General features: G+C 51.1%; 19 protein-coding genes and 4 tRNA genes. 21 read left to right on the forward strand and 2 right to left on the reverse strand.

The window, feature by feature from the left end; all coding sequences use genetic code 11:
- The first annotated feature begins 208 nt into the window (after positions 1-208).
- The gene (hypD, locus tag DPRO_RS19185) at positions 209-1,303 is read left to right on the forward strand and encodes a hydrogenase formation protein HypD (protein WP_097013530.1); all 1,095 of its coding nucleotides are present in this window, start codon (positions 209-211) and stop codon (positions 1,301-1,303) included.
- Positions 1,304-1,305: 2 nt separating this feature from the next.
- Positions 1,306-2,310, forward strand: a complete 1,005-nt coding sequence (hypE, locus tag DPRO_RS19190; RefSeq protein WP_097013531.1) for a hydrogenase expression/formation protein HypE — start codon at positions 1,306-1,308, stop codon at positions 2,308-2,310.
- Between the two features lie 72 nt (positions 2,311-2,382).
- On the opposite strand, the gene DPRO_RS19195 is transcribed toward hypE, so the two are convergent.
- Positions 2,383-3,405: a chemotaxis protein gene (locus tag DPRO_RS19195; RefSeq protein ID WP_097013532.1), complete on the reverse strand. Its 1,023-nt coding sequence runs from the start codon at positions 3,403-3,405 to the stop codon at positions 2,383-2,385.
- 60 nt (positions 3,406-3,465) lie between these two features.
- Entirely contained in the window at positions 3,466-4,485 is a 1,020-nt protein-coding gene (locus DPRO_RS19200) for a tRNA dihydrouridine synthase (protein ID WP_097013533.1), read from the reverse strand.
- 335 nt (positions 4,486-4,820) lie between these two features.
- Here DPRO_RS19200 and DPRO_RS19205 point away from each other — a divergent pair.
- From DPRO_RS19205 to rplC, 19 genes are all read left to right on the forward strand, one after another.
- A tRNA-Thr gene (locus tag DPRO_RS19205) sits at positions 4,821-4,896 on the forward strand.
- A gap of 16 nt (positions 4,897-4,912) precedes the next feature.
- Positions 4,913-4,998, forward strand: a tRNA-Tyr gene (locus tag DPRO_RS19210).
- Positions 4,999-5,063: 65 nt separating this feature from the next.
- Positions 5,064-5,139 (forward strand) — tRNA-Gly (locus tag DPRO_RS19215).
- A gap of 171 nt (positions 5,140-5,310) precedes the next feature.
- Positions 5,311-6,504, forward strand: a complete 1,194-nt coding sequence (tuf, locus tag DPRO_RS19220; RefSeq protein ID WP_097013534.1) for an elongation factor Tu — start codon at positions 5,311-5,313, stop codon at positions 6,502-6,504.
- A 3-nt stretch (positions 6,505-6,507) separates the two neighbouring features.
- Entirely contained in the window at positions 6,508-6,657 is a 150-nt protein-coding gene (rpmG, locus tag DPRO_RS19225; RefSeq protein WP_097013535.1) for a 50S ribosomal protein L33, read from the forward strand.
- 12 nt (positions 6,658-6,669) lie between these two features.
- A tRNA-Trp gene (locus DPRO_RS19230) sits at positions 6,670-6,746 on the forward strand.
- Positions 6,747-6,831: 85 nt separating this feature from the next.
- On the forward strand, positions 6,832-7,089 hold the full coding sequence (gene secE, locus DPRO_RS19235; RefSeq protein WP_097013536.1) for a preprotein translocase subunit SecE: 258 nt from the start codon (positions 6,832-6,834) through the stop codon (positions 7,087-7,089).
- Between the two features lie 32 nt (positions 7,090-7,121).
- The gene (gene nusG, locus DPRO_RS19240; protein WP_097013537.1) at positions 7,122-7,679 is read left to right on the forward strand and encodes a transcription termination/antitermination protein NusG; all 558 of its coding nucleotides are present in this window, start codon (positions 7,122-7,124) and stop codon (positions 7,677-7,679) included.
- Between the two features lie 46 nt (positions 7,680-7,725).
- Entirely contained in the window at positions 7,726-8,151 is a 426-nt protein-coding gene (gene rplK / locus DPRO_RS19245; protein WP_097013538.1) for a 50S ribosomal protein L11, read from the forward strand.
- 14 nt (positions 8,152-8,165) lie between these two features.
- On the forward strand, positions 8,166-8,873 hold the full coding sequence (gene rplA / locus DPRO_RS19250) for a 50S ribosomal protein L1 (RefSeq protein WP_097013539.1): 708 nt from the start codon (positions 8,166-8,168) through the stop codon (positions 8,871-8,873).
- 147 nt (positions 8,874-9,020) lie between these two features.
- A complete protein-coding gene (rplJ, locus tag DPRO_RS19255; protein WP_097013540.1) occupies positions 9,021-9,542 on the forward strand; it encodes a 50S ribosomal protein L10 in 522 nt (173 codons plus the stop codon).
- Positions 9,543-9,583: 41 nt separating this feature from the next.
- Positions 9,584-9,970 carry a 50S ribosomal protein L7/L12 gene (gene rplL / locus DPRO_RS19260; protein ID WP_097013541.1) on the forward strand — a complete coding sequence of 129 codons (387 nt, stop codon included), beginning with the start codon at positions 9,584-9,586 and terminating at the stop codon, positions 9,968-9,970.
- Between the two features lie 296 nt (positions 9,971-10,266).
- Positions 10,267-14,376, forward strand: coding sequence for a DNA-directed RNA polymerase subunit beta (gene rpoB, locus DPRO_RS19265; RefSeq protein WP_097013542.1), 4,110 nt, complete (start codon positions 10,267-10,269; stop codon positions 14,374-14,376).
- Positions 14,377-14,459: 83 nt separating this feature from the next.
- The gene (gene rpoC, locus DPRO_RS19270; RefSeq protein ID WP_097013543.1) at positions 14,460-18,608 is read left to right on the forward strand and encodes a DNA-directed RNA polymerase subunit beta'; all 4,149 of its coding nucleotides are present in this window, start codon (positions 14,460-14,462) and stop codon (positions 18,606-18,608) included.
- A gap of 205 nt (positions 18,609-18,813) precedes the next feature.
- A complete protein-coding gene (gene rpsL, locus DPRO_RS19275) occupies positions 18,814-19,185 on the forward strand; it encodes a 30S ribosomal protein S12 (protein WP_097013544.1) in 372 nt (123 codons plus the stop codon).
- 96 nt (positions 19,186-19,281) lie between these two features.
- The gene (rpsG, locus tag DPRO_RS19280) at positions 19,282-19,752 is read left to right on the forward strand and encodes a 30S ribosomal protein S7 (protein WP_097013545.1); all 471 of its coding nucleotides are present in this window, start codon (positions 19,282-19,284) and stop codon (positions 19,750-19,752) included.
- Between the two features lie 15 nt (positions 19,753-19,767).
- Entirely contained in the window at positions 19,768-21,840 is a 2,073-nt protein-coding gene (gene fusA, locus DPRO_RS19285; protein ID WP_097013546.1) for an elongation factor G, read from the forward strand.
- A gap of 129 nt (positions 21,841-21,969) precedes the next feature.
- Positions 21,970-22,290, forward strand: coding sequence for a 30S ribosomal protein S10 (gene rpsJ, locus DPRO_RS19290; RefSeq protein WP_097013547.1), 321 nt, complete (start codon positions 21,970-21,972; stop codon positions 22,288-22,290).
- Positions 22,291-22,301: 11 nt separating this feature from the next.
- A complete protein-coding gene (gene rplC / locus DPRO_RS19295) occupies positions 22,302-22,934 on the forward strand; it encodes a 50S ribosomal protein L3 (protein WP_097013548.1) in 633 nt (210 codons plus the stop codon).
- Positions 22,935-22,938: the final 4 nt, after the last annotated feature.

Genomic DNA, 22,938 nt, shown 5'->3' on the forward strand with positions numbered 1-22,938 from the left:
GGGAGCATACCAGTAGACCGTACAAAAATAAAGCTGTGGATGCTGTTTGTCGTATGTGTCCTTCTGGCTGAACAATAAGAGGAAAAGCGAAGAATCGAAGTTGTTTGTTCAATCAACTTGGGTTTTTGTTTGAAGAGTTTATTAAAGAAGTATATGGAAAGTTCTGATCATGTAAAAAGGTTGTGACAATCATAGCGAGGATGCTGATTTGAGCTTCGAATTATTGGAAAAATTTCGTGACCCGGCACTGAGTCGAAAAATTCTGGACAAGATGCAGAGCGAATTGACCGGCGGTCTGCGATTTATGGAAGTATGTGGAACACACACGGTCGCCATTTTTCAATCAGGTCTGCGTTCCCTCCTGCCTGAAGAGATCGTTCACTTGAGTGGCCCCGGCTGTCCTGTCTGCGTTACCCATGAATCGGAAGTGAATGCTTTCATCGATCTTGCGGGCAAGGACAATGTCATCATGGCTACCTTTGGCGATTTGATGCGGGTGCCCGGGCACAATGGTCGCAACCTGAAAAAAGCTGCTGCTGATGGTGCGCGTATCAAAGTCGTGTACTCGCCGTTCGACACCCTCAAGCTCGCAAAAGAAAATCCCAATGACACTGTTGTCTTTATTGGCGTGGGATTTGAGACCACGGCTCCTACCATAGCGGGAACCATGAAAATGGCCCGGGAGCAGGGTATCACCAACCTGCGAGTCCTCTGTTTTCATAAAACCGTTCCGACGGCGCTGGAAGCCTTACTGACAGATGCCATGAGCAACATCGACGGGTTTATTCTTCCTGGTCATGTGTCCGCTATTATCGGACTTGAGCCATATAAATTCATTGCCGAGAAATACGGGAAATCTGCTGTTGTAGCCGGTTTCGAGCCGTTGGACATCCTCCAGTCGCTCGATCAGATGATTGGCTGGCAAAACAAAGGCGAAGCGCATGTGGTCAACAACTACACGCGTATCGTTTCAGATGACGGTAACGCCAAGGCCCGTGAGATCATGTACGAGGTCTTTGAACCTGTGGATGCCCTTTGGCGCGGAATTGGCTTGATTCCTGGCTCTGGTTTGGAAATCCGTGAGGAGTGGGAACTCTTTGACGCGAAAAAAGAGTTTGGCATCACCATTGAAGACAGCCCGGCCTTACCCGGTTGCAAGTGTGGCGATATCCTCAAGGGAATCAAGCAGCCTGATGAATGTCCGCTGTTTAAAAAGGCGTGCACTCCGGCCAATCCGGTCGGTCCGTGCATGGTTTCCACCGAAGGAAGCTGTGCCGCTTACTACAAATACAAATTGGATTAGGCATGAGCGATAAAGTCTTATTGGATTACGGCAGTGGCGGTCGAGCTTCACAGCGGCTTATTTCGGACCTCTTTCTCAACTATCTGGGCAATGATGAGCTGAATCGGCTGAACGATGCAGCGGAGTTGACCATGTCAGGGCGTGTTGCCATGTCCACTGACTCATTTGTCGTGGACCCCATCTTTTTCCCCGGCGGAAATATCGGCTCATTGGCCGTTCATGGAACAGTGAATGATGTTGCCATGATGGGCGCCATTCCGCGTCATATTACCTGCGCGTACATTCTTGAAGAAGGGTTACCCATGGATGATCTGGAGAAGATCGTCAAAGCCATGGGGCAGGCCGCGGAAAATGCCGGTGTGACCATTGTTTCCGGTGACACCAAAGTCGTCCCCAAAGGAGCGGTGGATAAAATATTCATCAACACGACTGGTGTGGGCGATATCATCGCAGATCCGGCGCCCAGTGGTGACGCTGCTCGTCCGGGGGATGCCGTACTGATCTCCGGCACCATTGGTGACCACGGCCTGACCATCCTCGGCACCCGCGAAGGATTGGACTTTGAAGCCAAGGTCGAGTCCGATTCTGCAGCCCTGAATCATCTGCTGGTCAGACTGGTGCAGGAGTTGCCGGAAGTACATGTTCTTCGTGATCCAACACGTGGTGGGCTTGCCACCACCTTGAACGAGATAACCGTCAGCTCCAATGTGTGTTGTGAACTGGTGGAGAACTCGCTGCCCATTCGCCCGGAAGTGAAGGGTGGATGCTCCATTCTGGGGCTGGATCCATTGTATCTTGCCAATGAAGGCAAGTTCCTCTGTATTCTGCCAGAAGAGTACGTAGAACAGGCTCTTGAAATCATGCAGTCCGATCCGCTCGGCAAGAATGCGTGTCAAATTGGGAGAATGACGGATGCCAATCCGGGCAAGGTTGTTCTGGAAACACCGCTTGGCGGCAAGCGACTGCTGAACATGCTTGAAGGCGAACAACTGCCTCGTATTTGCTAGATTGAAAAGATTCCAAACAAAAAACCCTTCCGACATACGCCGGAAGGGTTTTTTGTTTTTAGTACAAAGTATCTAGGAAGTCTTTTTACGTTGCTCAATGAGGCTTGCAGAGCGCTGGGCGAGCTGGGTGATCTCCGGCTTGGAAATCTGATCGTCTGCGCCGACGGTTTCGCCTCGGTGCCGTAGCTTTTCCGTAATCAGAGAGGAGAACAGAATGACCGGCAGATTCCTGAGAACCGGGTCCTCTTTGATGCGTTTACAAAGATGATGACCATCCATCATGGGCATTTCAATATCTGAAACGATTACCTGGACATAGTCGGTAATTGGTCTTCCATCCTGAGCAGCGTTTTCCTTCAGCTCCTGAAGTCGATCCCAGCACTCTCGGCCATTGTTGGTCTTCTCGACCCGGAATCCGGCCTGGCCCAGCATGTCATGTATCATTTCTCGAATGAGCGGGGAGTCGTCAGCAATGAGCGCCTTGTAGCCACTGGCACCTTCCAGTTGGAAGTCGTCATCCAGTTTGAGGCGCATTTGCGGGTTCAACTCAGAAACAATGCGCTCGAGGTCGAGTATGAAAACGATCCGGTCATCCAGTTTCACCACGCCGGTGATGGAATCACTGGAGAGGGCTGAAACATATTTGTTCGGGGCTTCGACGTCTTCCCAACTGATGCGGTGAATACGTGTGACGCCAGAAACCATGAAGGCGGAAGTGACCTGGTTGAACTCCGTTACAATGACCTTGGGCGGTTCGTTCTGAACTCGCTTCTTCTTCAGCCAGATGGAAAGATCGAGCAAGGGAATAATGCGCGAACGGAGATTGAAGGCGCCAAGTACTGATTGGTGAGATACCTCGGGCATCTCAGTTACCTCAGGCATTCTGATAATTTCCAGTACCTTGGCGACATTGATGCCGTAATAGCTTTTACGGCTGGGCTTTCTCTGTCCATCTTTTGATGAAGAGGGATCTGTTACTTCCTCGTTCAACTCACCATCTTCATCCGCCTTGGGTTCTTCTTCAAGGTAGAACTCGACGATTTCAAGCTCGTTTGTACCAGCTTCAAGTAGTATTTCAGTGGACGACTGGGCCATGAGAGTATTTCTTCCTTGTTGAGGCGTGATTAAATCATGATTTTATTAGGCTTGTACCTGTTACTGCTGAATGTCGTCAATGAGAGTTTCATTCGGCAGGCCATCTGCCTGCTCAAGGTCAGCGATGACCGCTGCAGCTTTTTCAAGTTCTTCCCAGTTTTCACATTCCAGCAATGAAGCCCGGAGCGTACGAATGCCTTTCAACCCTTTGGCATATCGTGGGATAATAGAACGAATTTTACGGAAAGAGCGACCGTCACCCTCGTACTTTCTCGTAAGACGGATATGTTCACTTACAATCTGTGAGAGATGCTCGCCGGTTCGAGCGGGGAGTTGCTCTCCCTTTCGCAGGGCCACAAAACGAGCAAAGATTGAAGGATCATACAAGGCACCGCGAGCAAACATCACTGCATCTATGCCAGTTTCCTGTATGCAACGGACACCGTCTTCCGCAGTAAACAGATCACCGGAGCCGACAACGGGTATTGAAACGGCTTCTTTCAATAATTTGAGTTTGGACCAGTCTGCTGAACCAGAAAACATCTGCCGACCGTATCGGGGGTGCATCGTGATCCAGTCTACGCCAACGTCCTCAAGGCGTTTACCAAGGTCAATGTATACATCCTCGCCATTGTTGTAGCCCAACCGGAACTTGATGCCGACCCTGCCGCCATCCGGATGTTCAGCGGCCTTTTTTACCATGATTCGAGCCAGGTTCACCAGCTTGTCCAAATCCATCATCAAAGCCGCGCCACTGCCTGACTTGAGAACCTTGCGGACAGGGCAGCCGGAATTGAGATCGAAATTGCGGTAGCCAAGGCCTACAAGCTTTTCCATGACCGGTTCGTAATAGGATGCTTCGGCACCAAAGAGTTGGAGCACCATAGGATCATCTTCCGAACAAGTGGCTATCAGGCGTTTGGTTCCTGCATTTTTGAAAGCAAGGCCTTTGACACTGACCATTTCCGAACAGCAGACACCACATCCATATTGTTTGGAAAGGAGTCTGAAGGGCAGGTCGGAATATCCGGCCAAAGGAGCCAGCCAAGGGGAATCTGGGGTGATGTTTAATTGATTCATTGTGAGATGCACATAATTGCAGATGGTGGATGCGTCAAAGAAAAAGGCGGATCGAAGTAAAATTAGTAGAACAACAATAGGGTCAAAGGAGTATGGGGATGGTATGGTTTGTCTTGAAGGAGGGGCGCTATTTATTATATTAGTAATGGGTTGGCTGTGATTATTTTAATTAAAATGATGAATAAGGGTTGACAAAACATCGGTTTCCAACTTAAACACGCCCGTCTTCGAGCGAAAGCTTGAAAGCAAAACCACCTCCGGGTGGAAGAGTTGAAAAAAAGTTTAAAAAACTCTTGCTTTTTGAAATATTGGTGGATAAGACATCTGACTCGCGAGCTGGCGTAGCTCAATTGGTAGAGCAGCTGATTTGTAATCAGCCGGTTGCGGGTTCAAGTCCCATCGCCAGCTCCATAGACAAAAGAATAATGGTGGGGTTCCCGAGTGGCCAAAGGGAACAGACTGTAAATCTGTCGGCATACGCCTTCGGAGGTTCAAATCCTCCCCCCACCACCACATATTTTCTTAAGCCGCGCTGTAGGAGATGCCCCCTTGAGGGGTGTTGGTGACTACGGGAGTGAGCGGGAATAGCTCAATTGGTAGAGCATCAGCCTTCCAAGCTGAGGGTTGCGGGTTCGAGTCCCGTTTCCCGCTCCAGCTTCTGCTCCTCTTAACGTTACATCCTCCTTAGTATATACAGTCGGCACTGTGTCCTTGATTTAGGACGCCGATACCGGTACAAGCCCGGTCATGGACGAAGATCGTTCATGGCTTTGTTAATTTTGATAGTAATAAAACCTACACAACTTTTACGTTAGGGGGATCACAATGGGTAAAGCTAAATTCGAACGTAGCAAGCCTCACGTTAACGTCGGTACCATCGGTCACATTGACCACGGTAAGACCACTCTGACCGCCGCCATCACCAAGCTCGCCGCTATGGCTGGCCACGGTGAGTTCGTCGCTTTCGACGAAATCGATAAGGCTCCTGAAGAGAAAGAACGTGGTATCACCATTGCTACTTCTCACGTCGAGTACGAGACCGCATCCCGTCACTATGCACACGTGGACTGCCCCGGTCACGCCGACTACATCAAAAACATGATCACCGGTGCTGCACAGATGGATGGTGCTATCCTCGTTTGTGCCGCTACCGACGGTCCCATGCCTCAGACTCGTGAGCACATCCTGCTCGCACGTCAGGTTGGCGTACCTGCAATGGTCGTCTTCCTTAACAAGTGCGACCTGGTTGATGACGAAGAGCTGCTCGAGCTGGTCGAAATGGAAGTTCGTGAACTCCTCGACAAGTACGAGTTCCCGGGTGACGACATTCCGGTCATCCAGGGTTCTGCTCTGAAGGCTCTCGAAGCCGAGTCCGCTGATGATGAAGCTGCAAAGCCCATCTACGAGCTGCTCGAAGCCTGTGACACCTACATCCCCGAGCCTGAGCGCGACATCGACATGCCGTTCCTCATGCCCGTTGAAGATGTCTTCTCCATTTCCGGTCGTGGTACCGTTATCACCGGTCGTGTCGAGCGCGGTATCATCACCGTCGGCGACGAGATCGATATCATTGGTATCAAGGACACCATGAAGACCACCTGTACTGGTGTTGAAATGTTCCGCAAGCTGCTTGACCAGGGTCAGGCTGGTGATAACGTCGGTCTGCTGATCCGCGGTATCAAGCGTGACGAAGTTGAGCGTGGTCAGGTTGCTGCTAAGCCCGGCTCCATCACCCCGCACACCAAGTTCAAGGCAGAGGTCTACGTCCTCTCCAAGGACGAGGGCGGACGTCACACTCCGTTCTTCTCCGGCTACCGTCCTCAGTTCTACTTCCGTACAACTGACGTAACCGGTGTTGTTACCCTCGACGATGGTGTCGAAATGGTCATGCCCGGCGATAACGCCACTTTCAACGTCGAGATGATCGCACCGATCGCCATGGAAGTTGGTCTCCGCTTCGCTATCCGCGAAGGTGGCCGTACTGTCGGCGCCGGTGTTGTCACCGAGATCGTGGAGTAACACATGCGCATCAACATTCAGCTGCAATGCACAGAGTGCAAGCGTAAAAACTACGCTACGCAGAAGAACAAGAAGAATACTACCGGTCGCCTGGAAGTGAAAAAGTATTGTCCCTGGGACAAGAAACACACGACCCACAAAGAGACCAAGTAGTTTCGATAGAGCAGGGGTATAGTTCCAACGGCTAGAACGCCGGTCTCCAAAACCGGATGTTGGGGGTTCGAATCCCTCTACCCCTGCCAATTAAGTCTTTGAAAGCGCGTAGCGGGGTTTTGGCCTAGGCGGCCAAAGCCCCGCAACCCGCTCAATAATTCGGGAAAAGAAGTTATGGCCAAGAAAAAAAGCAAGAAGGCTGCTGAGAAGCAGGCCGCGCAGGCAACTGCAACCGGTCCCGTTGGAAAAGTCAAAGAACTTATTCAGTTTTTTGAAGAGTCCAAAGTTGAGATCAAAAAAGTTGTCTGGCCGACCCGCAAGGAGACTATCTCCACATGTGTGGCCGTGTTGGTCGTCAGCGTTGTCATCGCTCTGTATCTGGGAGTCGTTGACCTCGCACTCTCAAAGGTCGTCGAGGCCATACTGTCCTAAGTCCCTTTTACGAGCAAAGGCTGGATCACATTATGGATGCCAATATGGAACAAGCTTCCCCAAAAGCCCGCTGGTACATTGTTCACACCTATTCCGGGTTTGAACAACGAGTCGAGCAGACCGTCAGGGAGATGATACGTACCGGTCAGGACAAAGGCCTCATTGAAGAGGTTGTCATGCCGACCGAGAAGATCGTCGAGATGGTCAAGGGTGAACGCAAGACGTCCACCAGGAAGTTTTATCCTGGCTATATCATGATCAAGATGATCCTGACCGACGACACTTGGCACCTTATCCAGTCAATTCCGCGAGTTACCGGATTCGTTGGCGGAAAAAATCGTCCGACACCCATGCGTGACAGCGAGGCGGAAAACATCCTCACCATGATGGAGAGCCGCCAGGAAAAACCTCGTCCCAAGTTCAATTTTCAACGTGGTGACGAAGTACGGGTCATTGATGGTCCGTTCAGCGGTTTCAACGGTGTTGTGGAAGAAGTCAATTACGACAAAGGCAAATTGAAGGTTTCCGTCTCTATCTTCGGACGACAAACTCCCGTCGAACTGGATTTTGTCCAGGTGGATAAAGGGTAGCCAGGAATATACTCGCTAACTGCGAAATTTCTCATCGAGGAATACAATGGCCAAGAAAGAATTAGGAAAGATCAAACTGCAGATACCTGCAGGTGGCGCCAATCCCTCTCCGCCGGTTGGTCCGGCACTGGGTCAGCATGGCGTCAATATTATGGAATTCTGTAAGGCGTTCAACGCCCAGACGCAGGACCAAAAGGGACTCATCATCCCTGTCATCATCACGGTTTACCAAGACCGCTCTTTTGATTTCATCACCAAAACCCCCCCCGCAGCAGTTCTTCTGAAGAAAGCCGCAAAAGTCGAGAAGGGCTCCGGTGAACCGAACAAGGAAAAGGTCGGTACAGTTACCCGCGCTCAGGTGCAGGAAATCGCCGAATTGAAGATGGTTGATTTGAACGCCAATGACATTGAGAATGCTATGCTGCAGATTGAGGGCACCGCCCGCAGCATGGGCATTGAAGTCAAAGGCTAGTGAGGATATAAGCAATGCCTAAGCATGGAAAAAAATACCGCAATGCCGTCGGCGATCGCGACACTGTTGTCCGCGTTTCCGTTGAAGAGGGTGTTAAGACTGCTGTTGACAGCGCTTATGCCAAATTCGACGAGACCGTGGATGTCGCCATCAACCTCGGTGTTGACCCTAAATATTCCGATCAGATGATCCGTGGAGCTGTTTCCCTCCCTAATGGCCTTGGAAAAGACGTCCGTGTGGCCGTTTTTTGTAAGCCTGAGAAGGAAGCTGAAGCCAAGGAAGCCGGTGCAGATTTCGCTGGCTCTGATGAACTGGTCGAAAAAATTCAGGGCGGATGGCTTGATTTCGATAAAGCCGTCGCTACCCCTGACATGATGGCTGTAGTCGGTAAAATTGGTCGTGTACTCGGTCCTCGCGGATTGATGCCTAACGCCAAAACCGGCACTGTCACCATGGACGTTGCTAAAGCTGTTTCCGAACTCAAGGCCGGTAAGGTCGAGTTCAAGGTGGACAAGGCAGGTATCCTGCATGCTCCCATCGGAAAAGTATCTTTCGGTGCTGAAAAGCTGTGTGAAAACCTTCGCACTCTGCTTTCCACCGTGATGGCGCTGAAGCCTTCGTCCGCAAAAGGTACGTATCTTAAAGCTGTTGGTGTTTCCACTACCATGGGCCCCGGCGTTAAGATCGATCCCCTTACCGTCCGTCGTTTCCTGGACGCGTAACCTACTGGTATGCCGGGTGTCTTTCGGGACACCCTGTGAATAATGCACGGAGAGTTGAGTCAGAGACGGCAGGTGGGACTGTGTCCCATAATCCCTGCTTAGACAACGCTTTGACCTGCTTTCCGGGCCTAAGACGAGGAGTGGTAGATGAACAGGCAAGAAAAAGCCCAGATCATCGAGCAGCTGAACGAAAAAGCTGCGCGGGCGAACATTGCCGTCGTCACCGACTTCAAGGGACTGACCGTTGAGGAGCTGACTGTGCTCCGCGCTAAGTGCTTCGAAGCCGGTGTTGACTACCAAGTCGTCAAGAACACCCTGGCCCGGTTGGCTCTCAAGGACACCGATCACGGTGAATTGAGCGAACATTTCAAAGAGAACTGCGCCGTAGCGCTCGGGTACGACGATCCTGTCGCCCTTGCCAAGGTGCTGGCCGATTTCGATAAGGAAAACAAAAAGTTTACCATTCGTTTCGGTTCTCTTGAAGGGAAGTTTCTTGATAACGACGGCGTGAAAGAACTCGCTAAAATGCCCAGCAAGCCTGAGCTTTTGAGTTCTGTACTCGGCACCATGCAAGCCGTACCGCGCAATTTCGTTTGCTTGTTCGCAAACATCGAACGCAAATTCCTGTATGCCTTGACTGCGATCAAGGATCAGAAAGAGTCTGCGTAAACAAGGTTCAAAGCGAATCAATTTCTTAAGGAGAATTTATCATGGCAGATATCACCAAAGAACAAGTTGTTGAATTCATCGGCAACATGACCGTCCTGGAACTTTCCGAATTCATCAAAGAGCTCGAAGACGTCTTCGGCGTAGAAGCTGCTGCTCCTGCTGCTGCTGTTGTTGCAGCTCCTGCTGCTGGCGGCGACGCCGGTGGTGCTGAAGAGCAGACCGAATTCGACGTAATTCTCGCTGGTGCAGGCGGCAACAAGATTGCAGTCATCAAGGCTGTTCGCGCCATCACCGGTCTCGGCCTCAAGGAAGCTAAAGCAATCGTTGACGAAGCTCCTAAGGCTCTCAAGGAAGGCGTTTCCAAGGAAGAAGCTGACGAAGCTGCTAAGCAGCTCGAGGAAGCCGGCGCCGAAGTTGAAGTTAAGTAACTTCAGCCTTTTAAGCTATTCATAGCAAAGAGCGCTCACCCTTTAATAAGGGTGTTGCGCTCTTTGCTCTGTCTATGTATATACTGGGTAATTCTTTATTTTCTGGGTTTAAGCATACGTAGACGTATGTAAACGTCTGCTCCTCGTTCAACATGTGTTCGGAATTGCATGTCCGACCATGGCTTAGCACCCAATTTCCGCAGTGATCGTTTCGAAGATTGCTGCACCGACAGAGGGCAAGAGTCTCCACGTGACTCTAACGTCCCAACCACCAACCACTCATACATGAGGGTACAATGGGTCATTTCAGAAAACAATTCGGTAGCATCGTCAACACGCTCTCCATCCCGCACCTGCTTGAATTGCAGGTCGACTCCTACAAGCGTTTCCTGCAAGAAGGAACGCCACCGGCGTCGCGCGGCGACTTTGGTTTGGAAGGCGTGTTTCGGTCAGTGTTTCCCATTGAAGATTTCAACAAGACCGCTAGCCTTGATTTTGTCAGTTACGAAATCGGTGAACCAAAATACGACGTCGATGAGTGCATTTCTAAGGGACTCACCTATGAAGCACCCATTCGTATTACCGTCCGTCTCGTAGTTTTCGACGTGGATGAAGAGACAGACAATCGCACGATTCGTGACATCAAAGAGCAAGACATTTACTTCGGTACCATTCCGCTGATGACTGAGAAGGGAACGTATGTCATCAACGGCACCGAGCGTGTAATTGTCAACCAGCTCCAACGTTCTCCCGGCATCATCTTTGAGCATGATTCCGGTAAATCCCACTCAAGCCGCAAGGTGCTTTACTCCTGTCGTGTCATTCCCATGCGCGGCTCCTGGCTCGATTTCGACTTCGATCATAAAGACATTTTGTATGTCCGCATTGACCGTCGTCGTAAGATGCCTGCAACCATCTTGTTGAAGGCTATGGGTCTTTCCCGTTCTGATATCCTGGAATACTTCTACGATACTGAAACCTACAATCTGTTGAAGACCAAGGTTCAGCGTCATGTTGTAGAAGATCAATTCCGGAAAGAGATTGCTTTCGCAGATATTAAAGTCGGCGACAAGGTTCTGGTCAAGAAAGGTGCTCCCATCACCAAGGGTGCATGGAAGAAGCTTGTACGAAATGAGGTCAAAACCATTGAGGTTGACCCCATTTCACTTATTGGCTTGTATCTTTCCGCTGATTTGGTCGACAATACTGGTGAAGTATTGGCAGAAGCAGCTGAAGAGGTAACTGCAGAGCTCATCGAAAGAATGCGTGAATTCGGTATCAAGGAACTCAATGTCCTTCATACCCGAGGTATGGATGTATCTGATGCACTCCGTAACACCTTGTTACTTGACAAGACCACTGATATGGAGACTGCGCAGATTGAGATTTATCGTCGTTTGCGCCCGAGCTCTCCGCCTACTCCTGAAATTGCTTCAAACTTCTTCGAGAATCTTTTCAGATCTTCCGACTACTATGACTTGTCTAACGTTGGTCGTTACAAGCTCAATTCTCGTTTGAACCAGGATGTAGATCTCAATACACGGACCCTGACCAACGAGGATATCCTCCTTGCGGTCAAGGAGCTGATGCATCTTAAAGATACTCACGGCCCGGCCGATGATATCGATCACCTCGGTAACCGTCGTGTTCGTCCAGTTGGTGAATTGGTGGAAAACCAATACCGTATTGGGCTTGTTCGTATGGAACGAGCTATCAAAGAGCGCATGTCCTTGCAGGAAGTCGCTACTTTGATGCCGCATGATCTGATCAACCCGAAACCGGTTGCTGCAGTACTGAAGGAATTCTTCGGAACCTCGCAGCTCAGCCAGTTCATGGATCAGACCAACCCGCTCTCCGAAGTCACTCACAAGCGTCGTCTTTCGGCTCTTGGCCCCGGTGGTCTGACTCGAGAACGTGCAGGCTTTGAGGTTCGTGACGTTCACACCTCTCACTATGGCCGTATTTGTCCCATTGAGACTCCTGAAGGACCGAACATTGGTCTGATTGTCTCTTTGACCACCTATGCGAAAGTCAATGACTTCGGTTTCATTGAAACCCCGTATCGTATGGTCAACGACAAGAAGGTGACTGACGAAGTCTACTACATGGATGCTTCCAAGGAAGCCAAGGAAGTTGTGGCACAGGCCAATGCTCCCTTGGATGAAAATGGCGTCTTCTCCAACCCGCGTGTCAATGCTCGCCTTGCTGGTGATGTCCAGTTGACCGCAGCGGAAGAAGTCACCTGCATGGACATCAGTCCGAGCCAGACCGTATCTATCTCGGCAGCCTTGATTCCGTTCCTTGAGCACGATGATGCTAACCGCGCACTTATGGGATCGAACATGATGCGTCAGGCCGTTCCGCTTCTTCAGGCAGAGCAGCCGTTGGTTGGTACTGGAATGGAAGGCCCGGTTGCCCGAGATTCCGGAGCATGCGTTATCGCCGAACAAGACGGTGTCATTCACTATGTCGACTCCGAACGCATCATCGTTAACTACGAAGGTGGCGTTTATGGTGATTCGGGTGGCGCAAAACACTATGAATTCCAGAAATGGCACAAGTCGAACCAGAACTCCTGCTTTGGACAGCGTCCGAAGGTTCAGGTTGGCCAGGTAGTCAAGAAAGGGGATATCCTCGCGGATGGTCCTGGTATTGATGACGGCGAACTGGCTCTTGGTAAAAACCTGCTTGTTGCCTTTATGCCCTGGTGTGGCTTCAACTTTGAGGACTCCATCCTCATTTCCGAGCGCATGGTCAAGGAAGACGTGTTCACCTCGATTCACATTGAGGAATTCGAACTCGTTGCTCGTGACACCAAGCTCGGACCCGAAGAAGTTACCAGAGATATATCCAACGTTTCTGAAGAAATGCTGCGTAACCTTGATGAATGCGGTATTATCCGCATCGGTGCACGTATCAAACCCGACGATATCATGGTCGGTAAGATTACGCCCAAGGGTGAAACGCAGCTTACTCCTGAAGAAAAACTGCTTCGTGCGATCTTTGGTGATAAAGCCCGCGATGTTAAGAATACTTCCCTCAAGGTTCCGCCAGGAATCTCCGGTACTATTGTTGACGTCAAGGTCTTCAACCGTCGCTCATCCGATAAGGATGATCGTACCAAGGCTATCGAAGATGCAGAGCTTGCAGCATTTGATGCCAAGGAAACGAAGCACATTGCTGCTTTGACCGATGCTACCCGTGAGAGAATCTGGGAAGCTGCTGCCGGTTCCAAGCTGAAAAAAGACATTGTCGGCTCCAAGAAAATCGTTCTTGGAAAGTCCGGTGAAGTTGTTGAGCGTGAAGCGATTGATGGCGTACCGGTCAAGAAATTGATTGGTGTGTTCGACCGTGAGATCAATGACCAGCTCAAACTGATCATTGCTGATTACGAAGCGCAGATCGCCTTCATCAAAAATATGTATGACATCAAGAGGGAAAAAGTCACTGAAGGTGATGATCTTCCTCCGGGTGTTATTAAAATGGTAAAAGTCTATGTCGCCGTTAAGCGTAAACTGAGCGTTGGTGATAAGATGGCTGGTCGTCATGGTAACAAGGGTGTTGTCTCCTGCATCTTGCCGGAAGAGGATATGCCTTTCTTCGATGACGGTACCCCCATGGACATTGTCCTCAACCCGCTGGGCGTTCCCTCCCGTATGAACATCGGGCAGATCATGGAAACCCACTTGGGTATGGCCGGCCGCAAACTTGGACAGCAACTGCATGCAAAGATGGAAGAGGGTGTTTCTGACCTGCGCGATCAGGCAAAGCACATCTTCGACTCCAAGGAAATGGATGACTTCATTGATTCCATGTCCGATGAGGAACTCATCAACTGCATCAAGAAGACCCAGAACGGAATCGTTGCCAAAACCCCAGTGTTTGATGGTGCCGAGGAAGAAGAAATCTGGAGCTGGCTGACCAAGGCTGGCTGTGACGATGACGGCAAGTTCATTCTGTACGATGGTCGTACAGGTGAGCCGTTCCACAACCGCGTTACTGTGGGCATCATGTATATTCTCAAACTGCACCACTTGGTCGATGAGAAGATTCACGCCCGTTCCACAGGTCCTTACTCGCTGGTAACCCAGCAGCCCTTGGGTGGTAAGGCCCAGTTTGGTGGTCAGCGACTCGGTGAGATGGAAGTCTGGGCTCTTGAAGCCTACGGCGCCGCATACCTCCTGCAGGAATTCCTGACCGTCAAATCCGATGACGTTCAGGGCCGTGTCAAGATGTATGAGAAGATCGTCAAGGGTGACAACTTCCTGGAAGCCGGCTTGCCGGAATCCTTCAACGTCCTGGTTAAGGAACTCATGTCGTTGGGTCTTGATGTGACCCTTCACTACGAGGACCGCAAACGTCCATCCGGCCCCTCTTACGGTGGCCCAAGGCCGCTTAATCCGTAAGGCCGGGACTGTTTAAAGGTTTATAGCCTGGCCGATCATGGATCGGCCAGGCATCAGATAACATTTTACGATAGGGGATATCCATGACGTTGGACGATCTGTTCACCTTGCGTGGAGCGCCGAATCAGGCGGCCCAAGGCCGTAACTTAAAGGCTATCCAGATATCCATTGCCGCACCTGAAACCATTCGCGAATGGTCTTTCGGTGAGGTGAAGAAACCCGAAACCATCAACTACCGTACCTTCAAACCGGAACGTGATGGCCTCTTTTGTGCCAAGATTTTCGGCCCGGTGAAGGATTACGAGTGCAACTGCGGTAAGTACAAACGCATGAAGCACCGTGGTATCGTGTGTGAAAAATGCGGCGTCGAGGTCATTGCCTCCAAAGTACGTCGTGAACGCATGGGCCACATCGAGCTTGCTGCTCCTGTTGCGCACATTTGGTTTCTGAAAACCCTGCCTTCGAAGATCGGTACACTCCTGGATATTACCATGGCCGATCTCGAGAAGGTTTTGTACTTCGATTCCTTCATCGTTCTTGATCCGGGCGAAACCCCGCTCAAGACGCACCAGGTCGTTTCCGAGGACCAGTATTTCCAGGTCATCGATCACTTTGGTGAGGACGCTCTCGAAGTCGGTATGGGCGCTGAAACCGTTCGTACCATGCTGGAAGCATTGGATCTGCCGACTCTTCGCACTGAATTGCGTGAAGAGGCAGCAACCACTCGCTCTCAGACCAAAAAGAAGAAAATCACCAAACGCCTTAAGATCGTTGAAGCGTTTTTGGAGTCTGGCAACAGGCCCGAGTGGATGATCATGGAAGTTATTCCCATCATTCCGCCCGAGCTGCGTCCTCTCGTCCCTCTGGACGGTGGCCGTTTCGCCACATCCGACCTCAACGACCTGTACCGACGTGTTATCAACCGTAACAACCGTCTGAAGCGTCTGCTCGAGCTCGGTGCCCCCGAGATCATCATCCGCAACGAAAAGCGTATGCTGCAGGAAGCTGTTGACGCCTTGTTTGACAACGGTCGCCGTGGTCGTGCCATTACCGGCACCAATGGTCGTCCGCTGAAATCCTTGTCCGACATGATCAAGGGTAAGCAGGGGCGTTTCCGTCAGAACCTTCTCGGTAAACGTGTCGACTATTCCGGTCGTTCCGTTATTGTTGTCGGTCCGAAGCTGAAACTGCACCAGTGCGGTCTTCCCAAGAAGATGGCTCTGGAGCTTTTCAAGCCATTCATCTACGCCGAGTTGGAAAAGCGTGACATCGCCACGACCATCAAATCTGCAAAGAAGATGGTAGAACGCGAAGATCTGGTCGTGTGGGACATCCTTGAAGATGTAGTTCGCGAATACCCGATCATGCTCAACCGTGCACCGACTCTGCACCGCCTCGGTATCCAGGCATTTGAACCGCTTCTCGTAGAAGGTAAAGCTATCCAGCTGCACCCGCTCGTCTGTTCCGCTTACAACGCTGACTTCGATGGTGACCAGATGGCTGTTCACGTTCCGTTGTCTGTTGAGGCGCAGATCGAGTGCCGTGTACTCATGATGTCTACAAACAACATCTTGAGCCCTTCAAACGGATCTCCCATCATCAATCCTTCGCAGGATATCGTTCTTGGTCTGTACTACCTGACCACGCCGCGATCCTTCGACAAGGGTGAGGGTATGGTCTTTTCTGATCCTGCTGAAGTTATTGCAGCTTACGATCATGGCGCTGTTGGTCTGCATGCTCGAATCAAAGTCCGTATCAACGGCAAGATCGAGGAGACCACCACCGGTCGCGTTATCGTCAGCGAGCTTATTCCGAGCGAAGTGCCGTTCGATATGGTCAACTGCGTTCTGAATAAGAAGAACATCGCTGCACTGGTAACCGGTGCATATCGTCAGGCTGGAACAAAGGCCACTGTTATCCTTTGTGACCGCATCAAAGATCTGGGATATGAATTCGCTACTCGCGCCGGTGTTACCATTGGTGTGAAGGATTTGAGAATCCCTGATGCCAAGGCTGGCATGCTTGATACTGCTCACGCTGAAGTGGACGAAATCGAAAACCAGTTCCAGGACGGTATCATTACCCGTACTGAGAAATACAACAAGGTTGTTGACGTCTGGACCAAGGTCACCAATGAGATCTCCAATGAGATGATGCAGGAAGTGTCTACCGACATCCTTACCGATCCCAAAACCGGTAAGACGGAAGTCAACTCCAGCTTTAACCCGATCTACATGATGGCCACTTCCGGCGCTCGTGGTAACCAGGATCAGATGCGCCAGCTTGCTGGTATGCGTGGTCTGATGGCCAAGCCGTCGGGTGAGATTATTGAGACTCCCATTACCGCTTCCTTCCGTGAAGGTCTGTCGGTTCTGCAGTACTTTATCTCCACTCACGGTGCTCGTAAGGGTCTGGCTGATACCGCACTGAAAACTGCAAACTCCGGTTACCTGACTCGACGTCTTGTCGACGTTGTTCAGGATGTAACCGTATCTGAACTCGATTGCGGCACTGTCGATGGCCTTGAGCTTACCCACCTTATCAAGGGTGGTGAGATCAAGCAGCGTCTGGCAGAACGTGTCCACGGTCGTGTGACGATGTTTGATATATATAATGAAGATAATGGTGAGCTGATTATCCCCAGCAACACTGTGATCGATTCCGAATATGCGAAGAAACTTGACCAGTCCGGCGTGAACTCCATCACGATTCGCTCCGGTTTGACCTGTAAGTCCAAGCAGGGCATTTGTGCCATGTGTTACGGACGTGACCTCGCTCGCGGTCATCTGGTCAACGTTGGTGAGACTGTCGGTATTATCGCTGCTCAGTCCATTGGTGAGCCTGGAACCCAGCTTACCATGCGTACCTTCCACATCGGTGGTACCGCATCCAAGGAAATTGAATCGTCTGCCATTGAATCCCAGCACAACGGTCGCGTTGTCACCTCTCGTATGCGGACTGTTGTCAACTCCGAAGGGCACAAGATGGTCCTTGGTAAGAGTTGTCAGGTCGGTATCGTGGATGACCAGGGACGTGAAAGGGAAAAATACGTCCTGCCTTCCGGTGCCAGATTGCTGGTCGAAGACGGACAGGATATCAAGAAGGGTACACCGCTTGCCGATTGGGATCCGTATATGGAGCCCTTCATCGTTGATGTTTCCGGTACGATTAAGTTCAAGGACATCATCGAAGGCAAGACTGTGCAGGAAGACCGTACATCAAAGGCTTCCTACACCATCATGGAATACCGGACCACGAACTATCGTCCTTCTGTCGGTATCTTCGACGAAGAGGATAATGCAGTTTGTCGTCCTGGTACTGACATTGCGGCGAACTTCGCTATGCCTGTCGGCGCTATTCTGATGATCAAGGATGGCGACACGGTTAAGGCCGGTGACGTTATCGCACGTAAGCCGCGTGAGTCTTCCAAGACCAAGGATATCGTTGGTGGTTTGCCGCGCGTTGCAGAGCTCTTCGAGGTTCGCAAGCCCAAGGATATGGGTGTTGTTTCCTCCATCGATGGTATTGTCACATTCGGCCCTGAAACGAAGGGTAAGCGTAAGGTCGTAGTTACTCCTGAGATTGGTGACGCCAAGGAATTCCTGATTCCGAAAGGTAAACACATCACTGTACAGGAGTCCGACTTCGTTGAAGCCGGCGATCTGCTGACCGAAGGCTCCCCTGAGCTGCACGATATCCTGCGTATCAAGGGTGAAAAACACCTTGCTCGTTACCTCGTTGAAGAAATCCAGGATGTTTACCGCTTCCAGGGTGTTAACATCAACGATAAGCACATCGAGATTATCGTCCGCCAGATGCTGAAGAAGGTTTCCATCCTTGAACCTGGTTCCACCTCTTTCCTTATTGGCGAGCAGGTCGACAAGCTGAGGTTCATGGAAGAGAATAACAAGGTTCTGGCTGAAGGTGGTAAGCCCGCTGTTGCCGAGACACTTGTTCTCGGTATCACTCAGGCTTCACTGTCTACTGACTCCTTCATCTCGGCTGCTTCCTTCCAGGAAACCACCAAGGTTCTGACTGAAGCTTCTCTGAAGGGTAAGTCTGATAACCTCCGTGGACTCAAGGAAAACGTAATTGTCGGTCGTCTTGTTCCGGCTGGAACAGGATTCCGTAAATACACCGATTCCGGTATTATCGTACCAGACCAGACTGAGCGTCCTGACAAGTTCCTCGAAGAATTAGAGGAAAGTCCGCTTTTGGTTGAATCGGAATAATAATAACACCATCGCAGATAGTGTCTAATTGCCTGTAAATATGGGAGAGGCCTCGCCTCTCCCATATTTTTATGTTCCAAGAGAGGCCATGTTTTTCGAAAGGGAAGGGTAAATCACTTGACAACCCGTGAACTTTTGGATTACTTGCGGTCCTCTTTGCGCATTAGTGCGCGTGGTATTGTATTAACTATTGATTGGAGGATGAATGCCTACCATTAACCAGCTCATCCGTAAGGGGCGCAAAGCGCAACTCAAACGGAAGAAGACCCCGGCACTGTTGGAATGCCCTCAGCGTCGCGGTGTTTGCACAAGGGTTTACACCACGACTCCGAAGAAGCCGAACTCCGCTCTTCGTAAAGTTGCTCGTGTCCGCCTGACCAACGGCATCGAAGTCACCGCCTACATCGGTGGTGAAGGCCACAACCTGCAGGAACACTCCGTGGTTCTTATCCGCGGCGGTCGTGTAAAAGACTTGCCCGGTGTCCGTTACCACATCGTTCGCGGCTCCCTCGACACCTCTGGTGTTGATGATCGTCGTCGTGGTCGTTCCAAGTACGGCACCAAGCGCCCGAAATAGGTTGTAGTTTTTTCGTAATGCCCGGGTTGGGATGACAAAGTAGGGCGGAGGCTGCCCGAAATAATGTCCCCCCGGTGAAACTCGAAGGAGAAAAAAATGCCTCGTAAAGGACCTGTCGCCAAGCGGCAGATACTGCCGGATCCAGTTTACGGCAGCAAGCTTATTACTCGGTTCATCAACCGTCTCATGCTTGACGGTAAGAAGAACACCGCTGAAAGAATTTTTTACCAGGCTATCGAAGTCCTGGCAGACAAGACGAACGAAGATGCTCTGCGTGCATTTGAAAAATGCCTGGATAACGTTCGTCCGGCCCTGGAAGTCAAATCCCGCCGCGTTGGTGGTGCGACCTACCAGGTACCCATGGAAGTCCGCCCGGACCGTCAGACCGCTTTGGCCATTCGTTGGCTGATCGGCTACGCACGTGGTCGCGGCGAAAAGGGCATGGTTGCCCGTCTTTCCGGCGAGCTTCTTGACGCTTTCAACAACCGTGGTGGCGCAGTCAAAAAGCGCGAAGATACCCACAAGATGGCCGAAGCCAACAAGGCTTTCGCTCACTACCGCTGGTAGTCACGGAGAAGAACAGTGCCAAGACAAGTTCCCAGAGAGAAACAACGCAATATTGGTATTATGGCCCACATCGATGCGGGCAAGACCACGACCACAGAGCGTATTCTGTTTTACACCGGTGTTTCCCACAAAATTGGTGAAACCCACGATGGTGAAGCTACCATGGACTGGATGGTCCAGGAGCAGGAGCGCGGAATCACCATTACTTCCGCAGCAACCACCTGTTTTTGGCGTGATCATCGCGTCAACATCATTGATACCCCGGGTCACGTTGACTTCACTATGGAAGTAGAACGTGCCCTGCGTGTACTTGATGGTGCCGTAGCTGTCTTCGACTCCGTTGCAGGCGTTGAGCCTCAGTCTGAAACCGTATGGCGTCAGGCTGACCGTTACAATGTTCCCCGCTTGGCCTTCGTGAACAAGATGGACCGTATCGGTGCCAACTTCTCTCGTAGCGTTGAGATGATGAAGACTCGCCTCGGAGCCAAGGCTGTTCCTCTTCAGCTGCCCATCGGTGCTGAAGATGAGTTTGAAGGCGTAGTCGACCTGATCGAAGGTAAAGCTTACATTTATGATCACAAAGATCATGGTACCAGCTTCACCACCGTCGATGTTCCTGCTGAGTTGCAGGATCAATACGAAGAAATGCGCGGCGAAATGATCGAAGCCATTGCTGAGGAAGATGAAACTCTTCTCGAAAAGTACATGGCTGATGAGGAATTGACCGCTGAAGAGCTTCGTGAAGGCGTACGTAAGGCTACCATCAGCCTGACCATCTGTCCGGTTCTGTGTGGTACCGCTTTCCGTAACAAAGGTGTACAGCCGCTGCTGGACGCCATTGTAGATTACCTTCCTTCTCCGCTTGATATTGATGCCATGAAAGGTGTCGATCCTTCTTCTGGAGAAGAAATCGAGTGCCCCTGTGACGATGACAAGCCGCTGGCTGCATTGTCCTTCAAGCTCATGACCGATCCGTTTGTTGGTCACTTGACCTTCCTGCGTCTTTACTCCGGTAAGATCGAATCCGGTGCCACCTTCATGAACGGTGCCACTGGCAAAAAAGAACGCATTGGTCGTCTTTTGAAAATGCACGCTAACAAGCGTGAGGAAATAAAAGAGGCATACGCCGGTGACATCGTCGCCGCTGTCGGCCTCAAAAACCTGGCAACCGGTGATACTCTGTGCGACATGAAGCACGCAGTAGTTCTCGAGTCCCTGGATATTCCGGACCCGGTCATCGAAGTTGCCATCGAACCCAAGACCAAGGCAGACCGCGATAACCTGTCCAATGCCCTCGTCAAACTCGCTAAGGAGGACCCCTCCTTCCGTGTTAAGACTGATGACGAGACTGGTCAGTGCCTGATCGCCGGAATGGGTGAGTTGCATCTCGAAATCATCGTTGACCGCCTCCTTCGGGAATTCAACGTCAACGCTAACGTGGGTGCCCCCCGTGTTGCATATCGAGAAACCATTTCCCAAGCGACCAAGGTTGATGTTAAGCATGCCAAACAGTCCGGTGGTCGTGGTCAGTATGGCCACGTTGTCCTGGAAGTCGAACCCAACAGCGAAAAAGGGTACGAGTTTGAGGACGAGATCAAGGGCGGCGTAATTCCGAAAGAATACATCCCCGCTGTTGATAAGGGTATTGTTGATGCCATGAAGAACGGTATCGTCGCCGGTTTCCCGGTTGTCGATGTCAAGGTAAAGCTCGTCTTCGGTTCCTACCACGAGGTAGACTCCAGTGAGCAAGCCTTCTACATTGCCGGTTCCATGGCTATCAAGGAAGCCTGCAGGCAAGCCAAGCCTGTGCTTCTTGAGCCTATCATGTCCGTTGAAGTCGTTACTCCGGAAGATTATCTGGGCGACGTCATGGGTGACCTTAACGGTCGTCGCGGTCGTGTCGGCGAAATGGAAGCACGCCCAGGTGTACAGGTTGTACGTTCGTTTGTGCCTCTTTCCGAAATGTTCGGATATGCAACTGACCTTCGTTCGAAGACTCAGGGCCGTGCAACTTTCACCATGCAGTTCGATCACTACGAAAGAGTGCCGAACAGCTTGGCTGAAGAGTTGATGACACAGAAAGATTAACGACGAGCCGGGATTTTACCTTCGCTTGACATTCGAAGCGTGTTGGGAGTATATCTCCCGACCGCTTCGATAATTGTGTGTCCGTTTTGTTGCGGACAGTGAAGATAGATCCTTTGAGGAGAAAGCACTATGGCTGCTTCGATGGCGAGCGATCGCATCAGAATTAAACTGAGATCATACGATTACCGTATTCTGGACAAGGCTGTCACCGAGATCGTTGACACTGCCCGGAATACTGGTGCGGCAATAGCTGGTCCTGTACCGCTGCCCACCCGCGTACATCGTACCACCATTCAGAAGTCTGTTCACGTTGACAAAAAGTCCCGTGAGCAGTTCGAAATGCGCATTCACAAGCGCCTTCTGGATATTCTTGAACCCACTCAGCAGACAGTTGACGCTCTCGGCAAGCTTTCCTTGCCCGCTGGCGTCGATGTCGAGATCAAACTCTAGGAGTACTAGTTATGGCTAAAACTCTTGGAATTCTCGGTAAGAAGCTGGGTATGACCCGTATTTTCAAAGACGATGGTACCATCTGCCCTGTGACCGTTATTGAGGCAGGTCCTTGCCCGGTTATGCAGATCAAGACATCGGACAAGGAAGGCTACAACGCCCTGCAGATCGGCTATGATGTCATCGCCGAGCGCAAGGTGAACAAGCCCATGAAGGGTCATCAGGCCAAGGCCGGCAAAGAAATGTACCGCACCCTCAAGGAATTTCCTCTTGATGCAGTGGATGAGTACGAACTCGGCCAGGACATCACTGTTGACATTTTCTCCGCCGGAGAAAAGGTCAAAGTAACCGGTACCTCCAAAGGTAAAGGTTTTCAGGGTGTCATGAAGCGTCACAACTTTGCTGGTTCCCGCGCATCTCACGGTGCGGAGAAGGTTCATCGTGTACCCGGTTCCGTTGGTAACGCAACTTTCCCGGGCCGTATCTGGAAGGGCAAGAAAATGCCCGGCCAAATGGGTAACGCCCGCGTGACCGTCAGCAACGTGGAAATCATTGATGTCAGGCCCGAGGACAACGTCCTGGTGGTCAAGGGCCAGATTCCTGGACCCACCAATGGCCTCGTGATGATCCGCAAGAACGGTTAGAGGT

This window comes from Pseudodesulfovibrio profundus (genome assembly GCF_900217235.1).
In the GTDB taxonomy this organism is placed as follows: Bacteria; Desulfobacterota; Desulfovibrionia; order Desulfovibrionales; family Desulfovibrionaceae; genus Pseudodesulfovibrio; species Pseudodesulfovibrio profundus.

Bases quoted from the DNA above. Each gene is read 5' to 3' on its own strand.
- hypE (WP_097013531.1), top strand. From the start codon at position 1,306: ATGAGCGATAAAGTCTTATTGGATTACGGCAGTGGCGGTCGAGCTTCA.
- DPRO_RS19195 (WP_097013532.1), bottom strand. From the start codon at position 3,405: ATGGCCCAGTCGTCCACTGAAATACTACTTGAAGCTGGTACAAACGAG.
- DPRO_RS19200 (WP_097013533.1), bottom strand. From the start codon at position 4,485: ATGAATCAATTAAACATCACCCCAGATTCCCCTTGGCTGGCTCCTTTG.
- tuf (WP_097013534.1), top strand. From the start codon at position 5,311: ATGGGTAAAGCTAAATTCGAACGTAGCAAGCCTCACGTTAACGTCGGT.
- rpmG (WP_097013535.1), top strand. From the start codon at position 6,508: ATGCGCATCAACATTCAGCTGCAATGCACAGAGTGCAAGCGTAAAAAC.
- secE (WP_097013536.1), top strand. From the start codon at position 6,832: ATGGCCAAGAAAAAAAGCAAGAAGGCTGCTGAGAAGCAGGCCGCGCAG.
- nusG (WP_097013537.1), top strand. From the start codon at position 7,122: ATGGATGCCAATATGGAACAAGCTTCCCCAAAAGCCCGCTGGTACATT.
- rplK (WP_097013538.1), top strand. From the start codon at position 7,726: ATGGCCAAGAAAGAATTAGGAAAGATCAAACTGCAGATACCTGCAGGT.
- rplA (WP_097013539.1), top strand. From the start codon at position 8,166: ATGCCTAAGCATGGAAAAAAATACCGCAATGCCGTCGGCGATCGCGAC.
- rplJ (WP_097013540.1), top strand. From the start codon at position 9,021: ATGAACAGGCAAGAAAAAGCCCAGATCATCGAGCAGCTGAACGAAAAA.
- rplL (WP_097013541.1), top strand. From the start codon at position 9,584: ATGGCAGATATCACCAAAGAACAAGTTGTTGAATTCATCGGCAACATG.
- rpoB (WP_097013542.1), top strand. From the start codon at position 10,267: ATGGGTCATTTCAGAAAACAATTCGGTAGCATCGTCAACACGCTCTCC.
- rpoC (WP_097013543.1), top strand. From the start codon at position 14,460: ATGACGTTGGACGATCTGTTCACCTTGCGTGGAGCGCCGAATCAGGCG.
- rpsL (WP_097013544.1), top strand. From the start codon at position 18,814: ATGCCTACCATTAACCAGCTCATCCGTAAGGGGCGCAAAGCGCAACTC.
- rpsG (WP_097013545.1), top strand. From the start codon at position 19,282: ATGCCTCGTAAAGGACCTGTCGCCAAGCGGCAGATACTGCCGGATCCA.
- rpsJ (WP_097013547.1), top strand. From the start codon at position 21,970: ATGGCTGCTTCGATGGCGAGCGATCGCATCAGAATTAAACTGAGATCA.
- rplC (WP_097013548.1), top strand. From the start codon at position 22,302: ATGGCTAAAACTCTTGGAATTCTCGGTAAGAAGCTGGGTATGACCCGT.